Here is an 18,329-nt window from a genome sequence, read left to right on the forward strand (position 1 = left end):
GCAGCGCGATGAGGAGGAGCCTGGCCGTCAAACCCAGCCGGGCGCGCGGGCAGGCAGCGGGCCGCCGCTGAACCGGGCCAGCACCGGCCCGAGTACCGCGACGACGAACACGTACGACATCGCCACCGGTGCCAGGCCGTGGATCGACGTCCCGGCCAGACCGATGATGATCAGCGAGAACTCGGCGCGGGCGATCAACGCCGTGCCGGCACGCAACTGCCCGCGGCGCGCCACCCCGTCCCGTCGCGCGGCGTACATCCCGGTGGCCACCTTCGCTGCCCCGGTCACCACCGCGAGGCCGATCGCCACCGGCAGCACGGGTGCCAGCGCACGCGGGTCGACCGCGATGCCCACGCCCAGGAAGAACACCGCGGCGAACAGATCCCGCAACGGCCCCAACACCATCCGAGCCCGGTTCGCGGTGTCACCGGTGAGCGTCAGGCCTACCAGGAACGCCCCGACAGCGGCCGACGCGTGCACCTCCTCCGCGAGGGCGGCGACGATCAGCGTCACCCCGAGCACGCGCAAGAGCAACTGCTCGGAGTCCTGGGCGCCGACCAGCCGGCCGAAAAGGTGGCCCCAGCGGTGTGAGATGACGAACGCGATCCAGAACGACCCGACCCCGATCACCATGCCCAGCAAGGCTTTCAGCCAGGTGCCGCCACTGGCCAGCACCGCGAACACCGGCAGATAGGCCGCCATCGCGAAGTCCTCGAGCACCAGCACCGCCAGGATCGCCGGCGTCTCACGGTTGCCGATCCGGTCGAGGTCGTCGAGCAGTCGCGCGATCAGACCGGACGACGACACATACGTCACCCCCGCCAACGCGAGGATCCCGATGCCCGGAAACCCCAGCAACCAGCCCGCGATCGCTCCCGGCGTCGCGTTCAGCACGACGTCCACCAGCGCCGAGGGCACGTGTTGCTTCATGCTGCTGGCGAACTCGGCGCTGGAGAACTCCAGACCCAGAGTCAGCAGCAGCAGCACCACACCGATCGGCGCCCCGGTCTTGACGAAGACGCTGGCTTCGGTCACCGGCTGGATACCGCCGATGCCCAGCCACAGTCCGACCAGCAGATACAGCGGGATCGGCGACAGCGCGAAGCGGCGGGCGAGCGCGCCCAGCAATGCGAGCGCAGTGAAAACCGCGCCGAGTTGCAGGAGCAGCGGCGCGGAAATCTGCACAGGATCAGCCTTTTTGGACGATCTGCTGCACGGCGCTGATGCCGGCCTCGGTGCCGACGACGATCAAAACATCTGCGGCGCGCAGTATTTCCGACGGCGCCGGCGAGGCCAGCACCTCGTCGTTGCGCACGATCGCCACGATCGACGCGCCGGTCCGGGTGCGGGCCTGGGTGTCACCCAGCGGACGATCCACGAAGATGCCACCGGGCAGGATGTGCACCTGGCCGGCCTCCAATCCCGGAATCTCCTTGGTCAATTCGGTGAACCGTTCGGCTATCCGCGGTGCCCCGAGGATCTGTGCGACGGCGTCGGCCTCCTCGTCGGTCAGACGGAACACCGGGCGGGCCTCGTCGGGATCGTCGCGGTCGTAGAGCACCACCTCGAAGTGGCCGCCGCGTCGCGCGATGATCCCGATCCGCTCACCGTGGGTGCTGGCGAACTCGTAGCGCACGCCGATGCTGGGCAGCAGGACCTCTTTGACGTCCACGGCGCTACCTCCGTTTGGCCTTCGCGTGCCTACCCTGACGACGGGCCGCCTCACGCCGCTCGCGGCGGCTCCCGCCGCCGGCCTGCGAGGAACCCCCGTTGCCCTGCACCTGCGCCGAGCCGTCCTCCGCGGGACCGGTGTAGGTCAGTGGTGGCGCCTCGTTGTCAATTCCCTTGGCACGCAGGGCCGGTGCCGGCTCACGTGCCGCACCGGTCTGCTGCTGGGCGCCGGTCGCGGCCGCGCTGGCGAACTCGGCCAAGCCTTCCGGCTCGTCCACCGGGCCGACCTGCTGGGCCGGCACCGCCTCGACGGCGACGTTGAACAAGAAGCCGACCGACTCTTCCTTGAGGCCTTCCAGCATCCCGGTGAACATGTCGAATCCCTCGCGCTGGTATTCGACCAGCGGATCGCGTTGCGCCATCGCCCGCAGGCCGATGCCCTCCTTGAGGTAATCCATCTCGTAGAGGTGCTCGCGCCACTTGCGGTCGATCACGTTGAGCAACACGTTGCGCTCGAGTTGGCGCATCGCGCCTTCGCCGGCCAGCTTCTCCAGTTCGGCTTCCCTTGCGGCGTAGGCCTTTTCGGCATCCTCGACGAGCGCGTCGAGCAGTTCCTCGCGAGTCAGCTCGCCCGGCTCCCCGACCGCGTCGGAGTCGATCAGCGTGTGGTGGTCGATGCCGACCGGGTACAGCGTCTTCAGTGCTTCCCAGAGCTTTTCCAGGTCCCAGTCCTCGGCGAAGCCGGCGGCGGTGGCGCCGTCGACGTAGGCGGTGATCACCGCGACCAGCATGTCGTGGGCCTGCTGCTGGAGGTTCTCGCCTTCCAGGATGCGGCGACGCTCGGCGTAGATGACCTTGCGCTGCTGGTTCATCACCTCGTCGTACTTGAGGACGTTCTTGCGCACCTCGAAGTTCTGCTGCTCGACCTGGGTCTGGGCGCTCTTGATCGCCCGGGTCACCATCTTGGCCTCGATCGGCACGTCGTCGGGCAGGTTGAGCCGGGTCAGCAGCGATTCCAGCGCGGCGCCGTTGAAGCGGCGCATCAACTCGTCGCCCAGCGACAGGTAGAAGCGGGATTCACCCGGGTCACCCTGACGTCCCGAGCGGCCGCGCAGCTGGTTGTCGATGCGGCGCGACTCGTGCCGCTCGGTGCCCAAGACGTAGAGCCCGCCGGCGTCGATCACCTCTTTGGCTTCGGCGGCGGCCTCGTCTTTGACGACCGGCAGCTCTTCGTGCCACGCCGCGTCGTACTCGTCGGCGGTCTCGACGGGGTCGAGTCCGCGGGCCCGCAACCGCAGGTCGGTCAGGAAGTCGACGTTGCCGCCGAGCACGATGTCGGTACCGCGGCCGGCCATGTTGGTGGCGACGGTGATCGCACCGCGGCGGCCGGCCTCGGCGATGATGCCGGCCTCCTGCTCGTGGTACTTGGCGTTCAGCACGTTGTGCGGGATGCGTCGCTTCTGGAACTGGCGCGACAGGTATTCCGAGCGCTCCACGCTGGTGGTACCGATCAACACCGGCTGGCCCTTTTCGTAGCGCTCGCTGACGTCGTCGACGACCGCGATGTACTTGGCTTCCTCGGTCTTGTAGATCAGGTCGGTCTGGTCGGCGCGGACCATTTCCCGGTTGGTCGGTATCGCGACCACACCCAGCTTGTAGATCTCGTGCAGCTCGGCGGCCTCGGTCTCGGCCGTACCGGTCATCCCGGAGAGCTTGTCGTAGAGCCGGAAGTAGTTCTGCAGGGTGATGGTCGCCAGGGTCTGGTTCTCGGCCTTGATCTCGACCCGCTCCTTGGCCTCGATCGCCTGGTGCATGCCCTCGTTGTAGCGCCGCCCGACCAACGTGCGGCCGGTGAACTCGTCGACGATGATCACCTCGCCGTCGCGGACGATGTAGTCCTTGTCGCGGGAGAACAGCTCCTTGGCCTTCAGCGCGTTGTTGAGGTAGCTGACCAACGGCGAGTTGGCGGCCTCGTAGAGGTTGTCGATGCCGAGCTGGTCTTCGACGAACTCGACGCCGAGTTCGTGCACGCCGATGGTGCGCTTGCGGATGTCGACCTCGTAGTGGGTGTCCTTCTCCATCAGCGGGGCGATGCGGGCGAACTCGGTGTACCAGTTCGACGCGCCGTCGGCGGGCCCGGAGATGATCAGCGGCGTGCGGGCCTCGTCGATCAGGATCGAGTCGACCTCGTCGACCACCGCGAAGTTGTGGCCGCGCTGCACACAGTCGTCCAGCGAGTGGGCCATGTTGTCGCGCAGGTAGTCGAAGCCGAATTCGTTGTTGGTGCCGTAGGTGATGTCGGCGGCGTAGGCGACGCGCCGCTCGTCGGGCGTCATGTGGGCCAGGATCACGCCGACCTCGAGCCCGAGGAACCGGTGGACGCGGCCCATCCACTCGCTGTCACGTTTGGCCAGGTAGTCGTTGACCGTGACGATGTGGACGCCCTTGCCGCCGATGCCGTTGAGGTAGGCCGGCATCACCGAGGTCAGGGTCTTGCCCTCACCGGTCTTCATCTCTGCGACGTTGCCGAAGTGCAGTGCCGCCGCACCCATCAGCTGGACGTCGAAGGGCCGCTGGTCGAGCACCCGCCAGGCCGCCTCGCGGGCCACCGCGAAGGCTTCGGGAAGCAGGTCGTCGAGACTCTCGCCGTCGGCGTGCCGCTTCTTGAACTCGGTCGTCTTGGCCCGCAACTCGGCGTCGGTGAGCTTCTCGATGTCGTCGGACAAGGTGTTGACGTACTCGGCCACCCGCTTGAGGCGCTTGACCATGCGACCTTCACCAACGCGCAGCAACCTACTCAGCACAGCTTTGTCCCCTAGATTTAGCCCGGCTCCTCCTCATCGCGCTACGCGCTCTGCATCGTCACCGGGCGGGATCGACCTCTTCAGCGTCCCCCATCCTAGGTGACGAGCAGGCTCGGACCTTCTACCTCAGCCGTCAGGACAGTCGAATCAGACCGTAGTCATACGCGTGCCGTCGATAGACCACCGACGGTCGTTCGGTCTGGCTGTCGTAGAACAGGAAGAAGTCGTGGCCGACCAGCTCCATCTCGTAGAGCGCGTCGTCGACCGACATCGGCTTGGCCTCGTGCTCCTTGGTGCGCACCACCCGGCCGGGCTGATGCCCGTTGGTGGCGGCCTCCGGGTCGCCGAAATGCGGCGTCTCGATGTCGTCGAAGGCAGGTTCGGGATCGGGCAGCACGGCGGTGGCGGCGGCCAGCGAAACCGGGGTCTTGTCGCCGTAGTGGACCTTGCGACGGTCCTTGACGCGGCGGAGCCGGCCTTCGAGCTTGGCGACCGCGGCCTCGAGTGCGGCGTAGAAACTGTCCGCGCAGGCTTCACCGCGGACGACGGGTCCGCGCCCGCGGGCGGTGATCTCGACGTGCTGGCAGGACTTGCGCTGGCGACGGTTGCGCTCGTGGTCGAGCTCGACGTCGAAGAGGTAGACGGTGCGGTCGAACCGCTCCAGGCGGGCGAGTTTCTGCGAGACATAGACGCGGAAGTGGTCGGGAATTTCGACGTTGCGACCCTTGACGACGACCTCGGCGTTCGCCATCGGTTCGTGTTCGTCGGTGTCGATCGGAGGTTCAGCCAGTAGCTGTCCGGAATCTACGGTTTGTCTTGACATACGTGACAACTCGTTTCTCTCGCATTGCACGCGACGAAGCGCGCCGGGTATCGGGTCTTCGCGCCGACGAGGTTGTCCGAAGAGTGGCCGCCCGCCGGTGCAAGGTGTCGAAGAATTCACCCCCTACCGTGACGGTGGCGCCGCGGGCTGCGATCAGATGCGCTGCCCTGAGGCGTTGTGGTGCTTGGGCTCGACGGTAGACCGTCGACGGGTGGCGGGCCAGCATTTCGCCGGACCTGTTGCGAGTTCTTCACAAACGCTCACGCCGCAGCTATCGCCAGCACAGCCGTCACCCGTGCCCCCGCCGCTTGCAGCACACGGACCGACTCGCGGGCCGTTGCCCCCGTGGTGACGATGTCGTCGACCAGTAACACCTCCCGCCCGGCCGGGGGGCGCCCACGCAGCACTACCCGTCCGGCGATGTTGCGTTCCCGCGCGGCGCTGCCCAGCCCGGCCGAGTCGCGGGCCGAGGCCTTCATTCGCAGCGCCTGCACCACCGTGATGCCGGGATGGCCGGCGGTCGCCAGCCTCGCGATCCGGGTGACCGGGTCTCCCCCGCGCTGCCGGGCCGACCAGCGACGGGTCGGGGCCGCGACGACGGTCAACGGCTCGTCGAGCAGACCCCACTGCAGCAGGCGGCGGACACCGAGCGCAAGCGAATGCGACAGCGGCGCCAGCAGATCGGAGCGCCCGCGGTCTTTCATCGCCACAATCGCGCGCCGCCGCGCCCCGGCGTAGCGGCCGAGCGCGAAAACCGGGACCAGCGGGTCGATCCGCGGCGTGACCACCCGCGGCACGTCGGGGCCCACGACCAGCTCGTCGGCGCAGGCCGGACACCATCGGGTCGACGGAGCTCCGCAGCCACCGCATTCCAGCGGGAGAACCAGATCCAGCACACGACGATTGTGGCTTCTCGCACCGACATCAGCCGGGGCATCCGACATCAGCCGGGCATCACCGGCATCGCTCCGCCCGCCATGAAAGGCGGGACGTCCAGCCAGCCCTGCACGCCCTCGGCGCCGGAGATCGACAGCTGCATCACTCCGCGCGGGTCGGCGACGTAGACCGTCGACGGGTTGGCGGTGATCACGCCGACCGGCTGCTGCAGGTTGCCGTTCGGCGCATCCGAGTTGACCCCGTCGATGTTGACGTAGGACACCGGGTGCTCGGCGTCGTTGCGGCTTACCGCGATGTCTTCGTCGGTGCGCCAGGCCAGCGACACCACCGACGAACCCAGCCCGAAGCCGAGTCGTCGCGGGTAGGCCAGAGTGAACTGGCCGGCCTGGGTCTGCTCGACGCTGGCGCAGATCACCTGCCCGTTGATCACCATCGCCGCCCGGGTGCCGTCCCGGGACAACTGCAGCTCGGCGATCACCCCGGGGAAGCGGCTGGACACCGCGGCGGAGTCGACCGGCAGTCGCGCCGGCTGGCCGGAGGCGGTTTCCTGGATGGCGCGCAACACGGCGGTGCCGTCAGCGACCACCCAGACCGAGTCGTCGAGCGACCAGGTAGGTCGTGAAAGTGTATGTCCGTCAGCGGCTTCGGCGGCTTCGCCACCGAGGTCGCCGATCCACAGCGACGACGCCATGTCCGGGGCGCCCGGACGCAGCGTGACGACCGAGGCCGCCTGATGGCCATTACGGGACAGTGCGGCGGAGGTCTGATCGGTCGTGCGCCCGAATGCTCCAGGCACCGGGTCGGAGCGCTGTCCGTCCAGCGCCACCACCCGTCCGCCGATCAGCGCGTGCACGCCGGCCGCCGCACCCTCGGCCACCCCCGGGTCGGTGGCCGCGACGTCGGTGGTGTTCCAGCCGTCGGCGAAGCGGTCGTCCAGCGAGGCGCCGTCGGCCTTGATCACGTACGGTCCCTTGATATCCGCTCGGGCCAGCGTCCAAATGATCTGCGCCGCAACCAATTGTCTGCTGCGCGGGTCGGCGACGGTGAGGAGTTCCAGGTCGATGCGGGCGCCGCCGTAGCCGCGGCCGACACCGCCTTTGCCGCCGTCGGCACGCGTCACCGGACCGCGCAGCCGCACCGGCGCGGTCAGCATGTTGTGCACGCTTTTCGCCATCTCCGGGCGCGGGCCGGCGATCAACTTGGACACCAGCTCGGTGGCCAGCTGATCGCGGTCGGACACCGCGACGTAACGCGGGTCCGGCACCATCGTCCTGCCGGTCGGGTCGGAGAAGTACAGCGTGTTGCGTTTGTAGGTGGCCTGGAATTGCTGCCAGTCCAGGAACACGCCGTCGGGCAGCTTGTCGATGCGCCATCCGGCGGGCGTCTTGACCAGTTCGATCGGACCGGGGTCGGGCAGCTTCCCGCCGGCAGTCTCGAACACGCCGATGTCCGACAGCGAACCCAGGATGTCTGCCCCCATCACGACCGAAACCCGTTCGGCGCTATGGGTTTCGACGAATACCACGTGGTCGATCAGGAGCGCGCTGCCGGCGTCGTCCCACGAGTTGGACGCAGATTGGGTCAGGAATTGCCGCGCCGCCAGATGCCGGTTGGCGGGATCGGCTGTGGCTTTGAGGAATTCGCGCAGCAGGACGTCGGGGTCCATACCGGGTGCGGGCTTGGGCAGGTTGGCCGGAGCCGGCCGGTCGACGGTGCCGATGGCCTGCGGGGCGGACCCGTTCGGCACCCCCGCGCAGCCGGTCAGAACGACGGCCAGGGTGAACAGCAGGGCGGTCAGCCTCTGCATCACAAAACCCGCTCGGCGTGCTCGCGTTGCCGCGACGAACGCTCTTTACGTTCCGGGGCAACCGGTTTCATCGGCAACGGACTGGTGGTGACCTTGTGTCCGCGGACCAGCGGAAGCGTCATCCGGAAACAGGCGCCGTTGCCGGGCTCACCCCAGGCCTCCAGCCGGCCCTGGTGCAGCCGCGCGTCCTCGACGCTGATCGCCAGCCCGAGACCGGTGCCGCCGGAGCGTCGCACCCGCGACGGGTCCGAGCGCCAGAACCGGCTGAACACCAGCTTCTCCTCACCGGGCCGCAACCCGACGCCGTAGTCGCGAACGGTGACCGCGACGGTGTCCTCGTCGTAGCCCATCCTGATCCGGACCGGCTTGTGCTCGGCATGGTCGATCGCGTTCGCGATCAAGTTGCGCAGAATGCGCTCGACCCGACGCGGATCGACCTCGGCGATGACGTCCTCCTCCGGCATGTCGACGATCATCTGCACGCCGGCGTCTTCGGCCAGGTGCCCGACATTGCCGAGCGCACTGTTGACAGTGGTGCGCAAATCGACTGCCTCGACCGACAATTCGGCGACACCCGCGTCGTGGCGGGAGATCTCCAGCAAGTCGCTGAGCAGCGACTCGAACCGGTCCAGCTCGTTGACCATCAGCTCGGTGGACCGCTGCAGCGCCGGCTCGAGGTCCTCCATGTGGTCGTGAATCAGGTCCGCGGCCATCCGCACGGTGGTCAGCGGGGTGCGCAGCTCGTGGCTGACGTCGGAGGTGAATCGGCGCTGCAGGTTGCCGAACTCCTCGAGTTGGGCGATCTGGCGCGACAGGCTCTCGGCCATGTCGTTGAACGACACCGCGAGCCGGGCCATGTCGTCTTCACCGCGGATCGGAATCCGCTCGGACAGATGGCCATCGGCGAATCGCTCGGCGGTCCGGGCGGCCGCGCGCACCGGGACGACCACCTGCCGGGTCACCATCCAGGCGATCCCGGCCAGCAACACCATCAGCACCAGGCCGCCGGTCGCCATGGTTCCCCGGACGAGCGCGATCGTGCTCTGCTCGTTGCCGAGCGGGAAGATCAGATACAGCTCGAGATTGTTCACCCGCGACATCGTCGGGGTCCCGATCACCAGCGCCGGGCCCGAGAAGCCCTCGGTGTGCACCGTCGCGTACTGGTAGGCCACCTGCCCGGCCTTCACGAAATCGCGTAGCGAATCCGGCAATTGGTCGACCGGGCCCGCCGACGCGGCCGGCCGGGGACCTTGCCCCGGCACTATCAGTGCGGCATCGAATGCGCCGGCCATACCGGCGCCGGAGGTCGGGTCAGTCTTCGACGTCAGCGTATTGCGGGCCAACTGCAGGCTGCTGTCCAGCGAGCGCGCCTCTTCGCCGCTGACGATTCCGCTGACGGTGCTGCGGGCGCGCTCGATCTGCTCGGTGGCCGCGCGCAGCTTCACGTCGAGGACCCGGTTGGTGACCTGGCTGGTCAGCACGAAACCCAAGGCCAGGATCACCGCCAGCGACATGCCCAGGGTCAGAGCGAGCACCCGCAGTTGCAGCGAGCGCCGCCAGGCCACGCCGAAGGCGCGGGTCAACGTTCCCATGCCACGCACGACCGGACCGGAACGGCCCGAACGACCACGGAATCGCGGTCTCGATGCCCAAATCAACGACGCCGCTCCTGCGAATCACGCGCCGGACCGTATTCGCCGCTCTTCCGCATCGCTGACGCTCTGCATCGTCGCCGCGCCAGACCGTATTCGCCGCTCCTCCGCATCGCTAGCGCTCTGCATCGTCGTCGGCCCGGACCGTTTTCGCCGCTCCTCCGCATCGCTAGCGCTCTGCATCGTCGCCGGCGGGCACGGATCACGGAGGTCCGGCCTTGTAACCCACTCCTCGAACGGTCAGCACAACGGTCGGGTTTTCCGGGTCTTTTTCGACCTTGGCCCGCAGACGCTGGACGTGCACGTTCACCAAACGGGTGTCCGCGGGGTGGCGGTAGCCCCACACCTGTTCGAGCAGCACATCACGAGTAAACACCTGACGCGGTTTACGCGCCAACGCCACGAGAAGGTCGAACTCCAGCGGCGTCAGCGAGATCTGCTCGCCGTTGCGCGTCACCTTGTGCGCGGGCACGTCGATGTCCACGTCGGCGATCGAGAGCATCTCGGCCGGCTCGTCTTCGTTGCGCCGCAACCGTGCCCGCACCCGGGCTACCAGTTCCTTGGGCTTGAACGGCTTCATGATGTAGTCGTCGGCGCCCGACTCGAGTCCGAGCACCACGTCGACGGTGTCGGTCTTGGCCGTGAGCATCACGATCGGGACTCCCGAGTCCGCGCGCAACACTCGGCATACGTCGATGCCGTTCATGCCCGGCAGCATCAAGTCCAGCAACACCAGATCGGGCCGCAGCTCGCGCACGGCCGTCAGCGCTTGAGTGCCGTCACCGATGACCGCGGTGTCGAACCCTTCTCCCCGCAGCACGATGGTCAGCATCTCGGCCAGCGACGCGTCGTCGTCAACCACGAGAATCCTTTGCCTCATGGCGTCCATGGTGTCACCAGATCTTGATAAAACACCGCTAGCACGCGCGTGTTTCGGGCACCTATTACCACAACTGCCCCATCGCTGACGGCAACTAAGCCAGTAACTGAGCCGCCAAGCGACCCGGATCGACGGTTTCGTCGACCACCAGCCAGCGTCCGCCCCAGCTCGCCGCCGCCAACTCGGCGTACACCGCGCCGGTCCGCTGCTGCAGCCCGGCGTCGCGTTCGTAGGCGTCGCGTTCCCGGCTGGCGTCGACGCTGGCGCGGTGGCGGGCCCGCTGGTCGGCGAGTTCCGCCGACACCCCGAGGTATACCTGCCAGTCCGGCTCCGGCAGACCCAGTCGGCCGAACTCGATGTCGCGCACCCAGCCGACCGCTTCGCCGTCGGCGGATTGGTGCAGGCGGGCAGCACTGTAGGCGGCGTTGGATGCCACGTAGCGGTCCAGAATCACCAGGTCATGCGCACCGCGTAGCGTCTCTATCTCCGCCCGCGCATCCGCGCGATCCAAAGCGAACAGCATCGCCATCGCATACACCGACGAGGCAAGGTCACCGTGCTTGCCGTGCAGGGCTTCGGCCGCCACGTCGGCGGTCACCGATTGCCCGTAGCGCGGGAACGCCAGCGTCGCCACCGATTTCCCGGCGGCCTGCCACGCGGCCCGCAGACCGTCGGTGAGCGTCCGCTTGCCGGCGCCGTCGACACCCTCGATAGCAATCAGCACGGCGCGCCTTCCGACGATGCAGGCCGTGACGGCCTGAGGAGGAGGGAGGCCCTCAACGCGAGCCTAGCTGCGCCGTGCTGATGCCCGGCTGTCCGGGCGCTCGACACTGAACGCCCCTCCTGCGGGGCGCTCAGCCGTCGAGCGATAACTCAGTAGCGGTAGTGGTCCGGCTTGTAGGGGCCGTCCACGTCGACACCGATGTACTCGGCCTGCTCCTTGGTGAGCTTGGTCAGCTCGCCACCGAGCGCCTCGACGTGGATCTTGGCGACCTTCTCGTCCAGGTGCTTGGGCAGCCGGTAGACCTCGTTGTCGTACTCGTCGTTCTTGGTCCACAGCTCGATCTGCGCGATCACCTGGTTGGAGAAGCTGTTGCTCATCACGAACGACGGGTGGCCCGTCGCGTTACCCAGGTTCAGCAGTCGGCCCTCAGACAGCAGGATGATCGACTTGCCGGTGTCCGGGAAGGTCCACAGGTCGACCTGCGGGCGGATGTTGACCTTGGTCGCACCCGACTTCTCCAGGCGGGACACCTGGATCTCGTTGTCGAAGTGGCCGATGTTGCCCAGGATCGCCTTGTCCTTCATCGCCTTGATGTGCTCGAGGGTGATGATGTCCTTGTTGCCCGTGGTGGTGATGATGATGTCGGCCTCGCCGATCACGTCTTCCACGCGCTTGACGTCGTAGCCCTCCATCAGCGCCTGCAGGGCGTTGATCGGGTCGATCTCGGTGACGGTCACGCGGGCACCCTGGCCGGCCAGCGAGTCCACCGAGCCCTTGCCCACGTCGCCGTAGCCGCAGATCAGCACCTTCTTGCCACCGATCAGCACGTCGGTGCCGCGGTTGATGCCGTCGATCAGCGAGTGACGGCAGCCGTACTTGTTGTCGAACTTCGACTTGGTCACCGAGTCGTTGACGTTGATCGCCGGGAAGGACAGCTCTCCTGCGGCAGCGAACTGGTAGAGCCGCAGCACACCGGTGGTGGTCTCCTCGGAGACACCCTTGATCGACGCCGCGATCTTGCCCCACTTGTCCTTGTCGGTCTCGAAGCGCTTGCGCAGCAGGCTCAAGAACACGCGGTGCTCGTCGGAGTCGTCTTCGTCGTCCGGGGGCACGACGCCGGCCTTCTCGTACTGCGCGCCGCGCAGCACCAGCATGGTGGCGTCGCCACCGTCGTCGAGAATCATGTTGGCCGGCTCGTTCGGCCAGGTCAGGATCTGCTCGGCGGCCCACCAGTACTCTTCGAGGGTCTCGCCTTTCCACGCGAACACCGGCACACCCTGCGGCTTTTCCGGGGTTCCGTGCGGTCCGACGACCACCGCGGCGGCGGCGTGGTCCTGGGTCGAGAAGATGTTGCAGGAGGCCCAGCGAACCTCGGCGCCCAGCGCGGTGAGGGTCTCGATCAGCACCGCGGTCTGCACGGTCATGTGCAGCGAGCCCGAGATACGGGCACCCTTGAGCGGCTGGACGTCGTGGTATTCACGACGCAGCGACATCAGGCCCGGCATTTCCTGCTCGGAGAGCTCGATGTCGCGGCGGCCGTACTCGGCCAGCGACAGGTCGGCCACCTTGAAGTCGAGCCCGTTCACCACGTCGGCGGTCAACTGCTGTTCGGTCGTCGTCATCTACTACTCATTCCTCCGGGTCAACTAATTAGCTTGGTTACATATTAGACGCGACATTTTCTCGGCCGCGATCTGAGGTCAGTCAGTGCCGACAAGCCTATTCGCTGGGCTCCGAGCCCGCGCCGGTGGGACCACCCGCAGCCCACTGGCCCACGTCGGTCTGCAGCTCACCGTAGCGCTCGGCGGCCGGCGTCATGAGTCGTGCCAGGTCAGCGGCTACGTCGTGGTCGGCTTCCGGCGGCATCGACACATAGCTCATCGCCAGCCGGACGATTGCGCGTGCGATCATCCCGGAATCGGCTTCGCTGGCGCGCATCCAGCTGTCCATGAACGACGACGTCAGACGGGCCGAGCAGTGCGAGATGATCGGTCCGCTGTCGGTGGTGATGATCTGCAGCAGATCGGGTTTCGCCGCACCGGTGAGCAGCGAGATCACCAGCGGGTCGGCTGCCGAATCGGCGAAAAACGCCCGGAAGCCTTGCAGGAAGGCCGCGTAGACGTCGCCGACGTTGGCATAAATGGCGTCCTCGACCGCGTCCACCAGCCGGTCGGCCAGGCGGAGCGCATAGCCCTGCGCCAAGCCCTGGCGCGAGCCGAACTCGTTGTAGATGGTCTGCCGGCTGATACCGGCGGCGCGGGCCACGTCGGCCAGGGTGATCGACGACCAGTCACGGGTGCCCAGCAGCTCACGCATCGCATCGAGCACCGAGTCGCGCAGTAGAGCCCGCGACGCCTCGGCGTACGGGACCCTTCGCATACGCGCGACCCTAACCGCTCCGTGGCCGCCCCTGCGTATCGACGAGGCCGGCGCCGGCGCGGTGTTCGTCACGGGCGGACGACTTCCACCATCTCGAAGTCGGTCTTGGCGGCGCCGCAGTCCGGGCAGCTCCAGTCCTCGGGGATGTCGTCCCAGCGGGTTCCGGGCTCGATGCCGTCCTCCGGCCAACCCTTGGCTTCGTCGTATTCGAAGCCGCACTGCACGCAGACGAAGAGTTTGAAGTCGCTCATCTCGATACCTCCGTTGATTGTTCGAAGTCGGTCTTCTCGAGGACTGCGCAGTCCGGGCAGCACCAGTCGTCGGGGATGTCTTCCCACCGGGTTCCCGCTGGAAACCCTTCCCGCTCAGCGCCTTTGGACTCGTCGTAGACGTAGTCGCAGCCCGGGCAACGGTAGGTCGCCATCACGCCGCGGCGCCGTAGCGGGCCTGCACCTTCTCGCGCAGGCGCGGTTGGACGTTGATCCGGCTGATGTCGCCGTCGTAGTGCTCGATCACCCGGTGATCCATCAGCTTGCGCCACAGCGGCGGAATGTAGGTCACGCCGATCAGCGCGGCGTAGCCGCTCGGCAGGTTCGGCGCACCGTCCATGCTGCGCAGCGTCTGGTAGCGCCGGGTCGGGTTGGCGTGATGGTCGCTGTGCCGCTGCAAGTGGTAGAGGAACAGGTTCGTCACGATGTGATCGGAGTTCCAGCTGTGCTCCGGCGTGCAGCGCTCGTAGCGGCCGTTCTCGTTCTTGGTCCGCAGCAGACCGTAGTGCTCGAGGTAGTTGACCGACTCGAGCAGGCTGAAGCCGAAGACGGCCTGGACGATCAGGAACGGGATCAGCGCCGGGCCGAACACCGCCAGCAGCGCGGCCCACAGCACGGCCGTCATCAGCCACGCGTTGAGCACGTCGTTGGACAGGTAGGTCTTGGGGTTCCACGGGCTGGCGCCCTGCCGGCGGATCCGCTGGGACTCCAGCCGCAACGCCGACCGGAGGCTACCGAAGACGCTGCGCGGCAAGAACTCCCAGAACGTCTCGCCGAACCGAGCCGACGCGGGGTCCTCCGGCGTCGCTACCCGGACGTGGTGGCCGCGGTTGTGTTCGATGTAGAAGTGGCCGTAGCCGGTCTGCGCCAGGGTGATCTTGGACAACCAGCGCTCCAGCAACTCCTTCTTGTGCCCCATCTCGTGCGCGGTGTTGATGCCGACGCCGCCCAGTGTCCCGACGGACAGCGCCAGACCGATCTTGGCCGGCCAGCTGAGCGACCCCTCGAAGCCCAGCCAGCTCAGGTTCGACGCAGTGAACAAATAAGCGCCGAGAGCCAAGCTGAGGTATTGGAACGGGATGAAGGCGTAGGTGCAGTAGCGGTAGTACTTGTCGTTCTCCAGCCATTTCATCGCCTCGTCGGGCGGGTTCTGGCCGTCCGCACCGAAGCGCAGATCCAGGGCGGGCAGCACGATGTACAGCAGGATCGGGCCGATCCAGAACCACACCTGGGACGCCGTCTGCCAGCCGAGCTGGTTCATCGCCCAGACAATCGGCAGCACCGCCAGCAGCAGCGTCGGGACGATCAGTCCCATCAGCCACAGGCCGCGCTTCCGGTCCTGCCACATCGTCGTGTCTTCGGTTGATCCGGCGGTCATATCGCCAACCTCCTTGTGAGCCATAACACCTTGAGATTGGACATTAGCGCGTTCGGCGTCCCTTGTCTAGACACGGAGGCATGTTTTGTAAACGAGATGGGCGCATGCAGAATCCGGAATGGGCATTGAAGTGCGAAAACGGCAGATACGCCGCCGTCGTTAGACGCTCGGCGCGGGCGCGCGGTGGCTTCGTCGCCGTCAGGCTGCGATCAGGCGGCAGCGCCGTAGCGGGCAAGGGCCTTGGCGCGCAATCGCGGCTGCAGGTTGACCTTGGTGATGTCGCCGCCGTAGTGCTCCAGCACCCGATGGTCCATCAGCCGGCGCCACAGCGGCGGGAGGTAAGTCACCCCGATCAGCGCCCCGTAACCGCACGGCAGACTCGGCGACCCGTCCATACTGCGCAGCGACTGGTAACGCCGGGTGGGGTTGGCGTGGTGATCGCTGTGCCGCTGCAGGTGATACAGCAGCAGGTTGGTGACGATGTGATCGGAGTTCCAACTGTGCTCCGGGGTGCACCGCTCGTATCGCCCGTTGGCCCTTTTCTGCCGCAGCAGGCCGTAATGCTCGAGGTAGTTGACCGCCTCCAGCAGGCTGACGCCGAAGGCCGCCTGGATGAGTAGGAACGGCAGCAGCGCCCAGCCGCACAGCGCGATCAGCACGGCCCACAACACGACGGTCATCAGCCACGCGTTGAGGGCGTCATTGGACAGGTAGGTTCTCGGATTCCACGGGTTGCCGACCTTCTGGCGGATCCGTTTGGCTTCCAGCCGCAACGCCGAGCGCACACTTCCAAAAACGCTGCGTGGCAGGAACTCCCAGTACGTCTCGCCGAAGCGGGCCGACGACGGGTCTTCCGGTGTGGCGACGCGGACGTGGTGGCCTCGGTTGTGCTCGATGTAGAAGTGGCCGTAGCCGGTCTGAGCCAGGGAGATCTTGGACATCCAGCGCTCCAGGGAAGCCTTCTTGTGCCCCATCTCGTGGGCGGTGTTGATGCCGACTCCGCCCAGCGCGCCGATCGACAGCGCCAGGCCGATCTTGGCCGGCCAGCCGAGCGGCCCCTCCTGACCCAACCAGCTCAAATTCGGCGCGGTGAACACTCCGGCCGCCATGAACAAGCTGAGGTACTGCAGTGGCACGAACGCGTACGTGCAGGCCCGGTAATACTTGTCCTCCTCGAGTCGCTGCGCGACTTCGTCGGGGGGGTTCTGCCCGTCCGCTCCGAAATGCACATCGAGCGCGGGCATCACGACGTACAGCAGGATCGGGCCGATCCAGAACAGCACCTGCGACGCGGGGTACCAGCCCAGCTGATTCATTACCCAGATGAACGGCGTAACGGTGATCGTCAGCGTCGGGAAGACCAGGCCCATCATCCAGAGCCGGCGCTTACGGTCCTGCCACTCCATCGTGTAGTCGGTAGATCCTGCTGCCATATCGCTGACCTCCGGGCGACTCGTTCCCCCCGAGACGCAATGAGGCGCAAGGCACCCCGCGTTGATCTTGAATCAGCGATCGTAAAGGGAGGAGCCGCGCCTTTCAAACGGAGGGCGTACCCAGTTGCACACCGCCGTTGACCTCGGCATTCCGCCTGGCGAGCACCGAGTGTCGCCGACCGTACGCCAGGTAGATGACGATTCCGACAACCATCCAGATTCCGAACCGCACCCAGGTGATGACGGTGAGGTTGACCATCAGCCAGACACACGCGCCGACCGAGGCGATCGGCAGCATCGGCACCAGCGGCGCGCGGAACCCGCGGGGCAGGTCGGGTCGGGAACGGCGCAGCACAATCACCCCGGCCGACACCAGGAGGAACGCGAACAGCGTTCCCACATTGACCATCTCCTCCAGCTTGTCGGTCGGAAACGCCGATGCCGTGACCGCCACCATGACGGCGACCAGCACGGTGATGCGGACCGGGGTGCCGCGCGGGCCGGTCTTGGCCAGCCGGCGCGGCAACAGGCCGTCGCGCGCCATCGCGAACAACACCCGGCAACCCCCGAGCAGCAGCACCATCACCACGGTGGTCAGGCCGGCGAGCGCGCCGACGGAGATGATTCCCGACGCCCAGTGCACGCCGTTGGCCGCGAATGCGGTGGCCAGGTTGGCGTGGTGACCGTCGGGGGTGGTCTTGAGCTGGGTGTAGGACACCATTCCGGACAGCACCACCGACACCGCCACGTAGAGCACGGTCACGATGCCGAGCGTGGCCAGAATGCCGCGCGGGACGTCGCGCTGCGGGTTCTTGGTCTCCTCGGCCATCGTCGCGACGATGTCGAATCCGATGAACGCGAAGAACACGATCGAGGCCCCGGCCAGCACCCCGTACCAGCCGTAGTGGCTGCTGTGTGCGCCGGTGAGCAACGACAGCAGCGACTGGTCGACACCGGTGCCGGATCGTCCGGCCTCGGGCGGCGGGATGAACGGCGAATAGTTCGCGGTCTTGATGTAGAAGGCGCCGACGACGATCACCAGCAGCACCACCGCGACTTTGACCGCCGTCACCACGGTGGAGAAGTGCGACGACAACTTGGTCCCCAGCGCCAGCAGCGTGGCCACCAGCGCGACGATCAGCAGCGCCCCCCAGTCGACCTTGACCGGACCCAGAGCGACTGTCTGACTGGCGAACCCGAACACCGTCTGCAGATAGCTGGACCACCCTTTGGCGACAACGGCGCCGCCGATCGCCAGTTCCAGCACCAGGTTCCAGCCGATGATCCAGGCGACGAATTCACCGAACGTCGCGTAGGAGAAGGTGTACGCGCTACCGGCCACCGGCAGCATCGACGCGAATTCCGCGTAGCACAGCGCGGCCAGCCCGCAGGTGGTGGCGGCGATCAAGAAGGAGATCCAGATCGCCGGCCCGGTGATGTCGCCCGCGGTGGACGCGGTGACGGTGAAGATGCCCGCGCCGATCACCACCGACACCCCGAAGACGCAGAGGTGCCACCAGCTCAGGTCCTTGCGGAGCTGGGTGTCGGGATCGTCGGTGTCGGCGATCGACTGCTCGATCGACTTGGTGCGCCAACGATCCGCCATGGACCC

Annotated in this window: 16 protein-coding genes; all 16 read right to left on the reverse strand. The window is 67.0% G+C overall.

Features of this window, described 5'->3' with window-relative positions; genetic code table 11:
* Nucleotides 1-27: 27 nt before the first annotated feature.
* A complete protein-coding gene (locus CYU59_RS01435; protein ID WP_292975045.1) occupies nt 28-1,185 on the reverse strand; it encodes a cation:proton antiporter in 1,158 nt (385 codons plus the stop codon).
* A 4-nt stretch (nt 1,186-1,189) separates the two neighbouring features.
* Entirely contained in the window at nt 1,190-1,672 is a 483-nt protein-coding gene (locus tag CYU59_RS01440) for a cation:proton antiporter regulatory subunit (protein WP_292975047.1), read from the reverse strand.
* A gap of 4 nt (nt 1,673-1,676) precedes the next feature.
* The gene (gene secA / locus CYU59_RS01445; protein WP_292975049.1) at nt 1,677-4,475 is read right to left on the reverse strand and encodes a preprotein translocase subunit SecA; all 2,799 of its coding nucleotides are present in this window, start codon (nt 4,473-4,475) and stop codon (nt 1,677-1,679) included.
* A gap of 133 nt (nt 4,476-4,608) precedes the next feature.
* Nucleotides 4,609-5,226: a ribosome-associated translation inhibitor RaiA gene (gene raiA / locus CYU59_RS01450; protein ID WP_292975295.1), complete on the reverse strand. Its 618-nt coding sequence runs from the start codon at nt 5,224-5,226 to the stop codon at nt 4,609-4,611.
* Nucleotides 5,227-5,558: 332 nt separating this feature from the next.
* Nucleotides 5,559-6,194, reverse strand: coding sequence for a ComF family protein (locus CYU59_RS01455; RefSeq protein WP_292975051.1), 636 nt, complete (start codon nt 6,192-6,194; stop codon nt 5,559-5,561).
* A gap of 47 nt (nt 6,195-6,241) precedes the next feature.
* Nucleotides 6,242-8,002, reverse strand: coding sequence for an MtrAB system accessory lipoprotein LpqB (gene lpqB, locus CYU59_RS01460; protein ID WP_292975053.1), 1,761 nt, complete (start codon nt 8,000-8,002; stop codon nt 6,242-6,244).
* The gene (gene mtrB, locus CYU59_RS01465) at nt 8,002-9,660 is read right to left on the reverse strand and encodes an MtrAB system histidine kinase MtrB (protein ID WP_292975055.1); all 1,659 of its coding nucleotides are present in this window, start codon (nt 9,658-9,660) and stop codon (nt 8,002-8,004) included. Before mtrB ends, lpqB begins: the two co-directional genes overlap by 1 nt.
* A gap of 196 nt (nt 9,661-9,856) precedes the next feature.
* A complete protein-coding gene (mtrA, locus tag CYU59_RS01470; RefSeq protein WP_292975057.1) occupies nt 9,857-10,543 on the reverse strand; it encodes a two-component system response regulator MtrA in 687 nt (228 codons plus the stop codon).
* 85 nt (nt 10,544-10,628) lie between these two features.
* A complete protein-coding gene (locus CYU59_RS01475) occupies nt 10,629-11,258 on the reverse strand; it encodes a dTMP kinase (RefSeq protein WP_292975059.1) in 630 nt (209 codons plus the stop codon).
* Nucleotides 11,259-11,407: 149 nt separating this feature from the next.
* A complete protein-coding gene (gene ahcY / locus CYU59_RS01480) occupies nt 11,408-12,880 on the reverse strand; it encodes an adenosylhomocysteinase (protein WP_292975061.1) in 1,473 nt (490 codons plus the stop codon).
* Nucleotides 12,881-12,977: 97 nt separating this feature from the next.
* Nucleotides 12,978-13,637, reverse strand: a complete 660-nt coding sequence (locus CYU59_RS01485) for a TetR family transcriptional regulator (protein WP_292975063.1) — start codon at nt 13,635-13,637, stop codon at nt 12,978-12,980.
* A gap of 68 nt (nt 13,638-13,705) precedes the next feature.
* Nucleotides 13,706-13,888 (reverse strand): rubredoxin, encoded by a 183-nt coding sequence (locus tag CYU59_RS01490; protein ID WP_292975065.1) that lies wholly within the window; start codon nt 13,886-13,888, stop codon nt 13,706-13,708.
* On the reverse strand, nt 13,885-14,061 hold the full coding sequence (locus CYU59_RS01495; RefSeq protein WP_292975067.1) for a rubredoxin: 177 nt from the start codon (nt 14,059-14,061) through the stop codon (nt 13,885-13,887). The genes CYU59_RS01490 and CYU59_RS01495 overlap by 4 nt, the downstream gene beginning before the upstream one ends.
* Nucleotides 14,061-15,284 carry an alkane 1-monooxygenase gene (locus tag CYU59_RS01500; protein WP_292975069.1) on the reverse strand — a complete coding sequence of 408 codons (1,224 nt, stop codon included), beginning with the start codon at nt 15,282-15,284 and terminating at the stop codon, nt 14,061-14,063. Before CYU59_RS01500 ends, CYU59_RS01495 begins: the two co-directional genes overlap by 1 nt.
* Nucleotides 15,285-15,493: 209 nt before the next feature.
* Nucleotides 15,494-16,717 (reverse strand): alkane 1-monooxygenase, encoded by a 1,224-nt coding sequence (locus CYU59_RS01505; protein WP_292975071.1) that lies wholly within the window; start codon nt 16,715-16,717, stop codon nt 15,494-15,496.
* A 103-nt stretch (nt 16,718-16,820) separates the two neighbouring features.
* A complete protein-coding gene (locus CYU59_RS01510) occupies nt 16,821-18,323 on the reverse strand; it encodes an amino acid permease (RefSeq protein ID WP_292975073.1) in 1,503 nt (500 codons plus the stop codon).
* Between the last annotated feature and the right edge of the window lie 6 nt (nt 18,324-18,329).

Source organism: Mycobacterium sp. (assembly GCF_002863225.1).
Classification (GTDB): Bacteria; Actinomycetota; Actinomycetes; order Mycobacteriales; family Mycobacteriaceae; genus Mycobacterium.

What these genes read in the sequence shown, in the direction of transcription:
- lpqB (WP_292975053.1), bottom strand. Translation starts at nt 8,002, where the DNA reads ATGCAGAGGCTGACCGCCCTGCTGTTCACCCTGGCCGTCGTTCTGACC.
- CYU59_RS01500 (WP_292975069.1), bottom strand. Translation starts at nt 15,284, where the DNA reads ATGACCGCCGGATCAACCGAAGACACGACGATGTGGCAGGACCGGAAG.
- CYU59_RS01490 (WP_292975065.1), bottom strand. Translation starts at nt 13,888, where the DNA reads ATGAGCGACTTCAAACTCTTCGTCTGCGTGCAGTGCGGCTTCGAATAC.
- CYU59_RS01495 (WP_292975067.1), bottom strand. Translation starts at nt 14,061, where the DNA reads ATGGCGACCTACCGTTGCCCGGGCTGCGACTACGTCTACGACGAGTCC.
- mtrA (WP_292975057.1), bottom strand. Translation starts at nt 10,543, where the DNA reads ATGGACGCCATGAGGCAAAGGATTCTCGTGGTTGACGACGACGCGTCG.
- CYU59_RS01510 (WP_292975073.1), bottom strand. Translation starts at nt 18,323, where the DNA reads ATGGCGGATCGTTGGCGCACCAAGTCGATCGAGCAGTCGATCGCCGAC.
- CYU59_RS01505 (WP_292975071.1), bottom strand. Translation starts at nt 16,717, where the DNA reads ATGGCAGCAGGATCTACCGACTACACGATGGAGTGGCAGGACCGTAAG.
- ahcY (WP_292975061.1), bottom strand. Translation starts at nt 12,880, where the DNA reads ATGACGACGACCGAACAGCAGTTGACCGCCGACGTGGTGAACGGGCTC.
- CYU59_RS01485 (WP_292975063.1), bottom strand. Translation starts at nt 13,637, where the DNA reads ATGCGAAGGGTCCCGTACGCCGAGGCGTCGCGGGCTCTACTGCGCGAC.
- raiA (WP_292975295.1), bottom strand. Translation starts at nt 5,226, where the DNA reads ATGGCGAACGCCGAGGTCGTCGTCAAGGGTCGCAACGTCGAAATTCCC.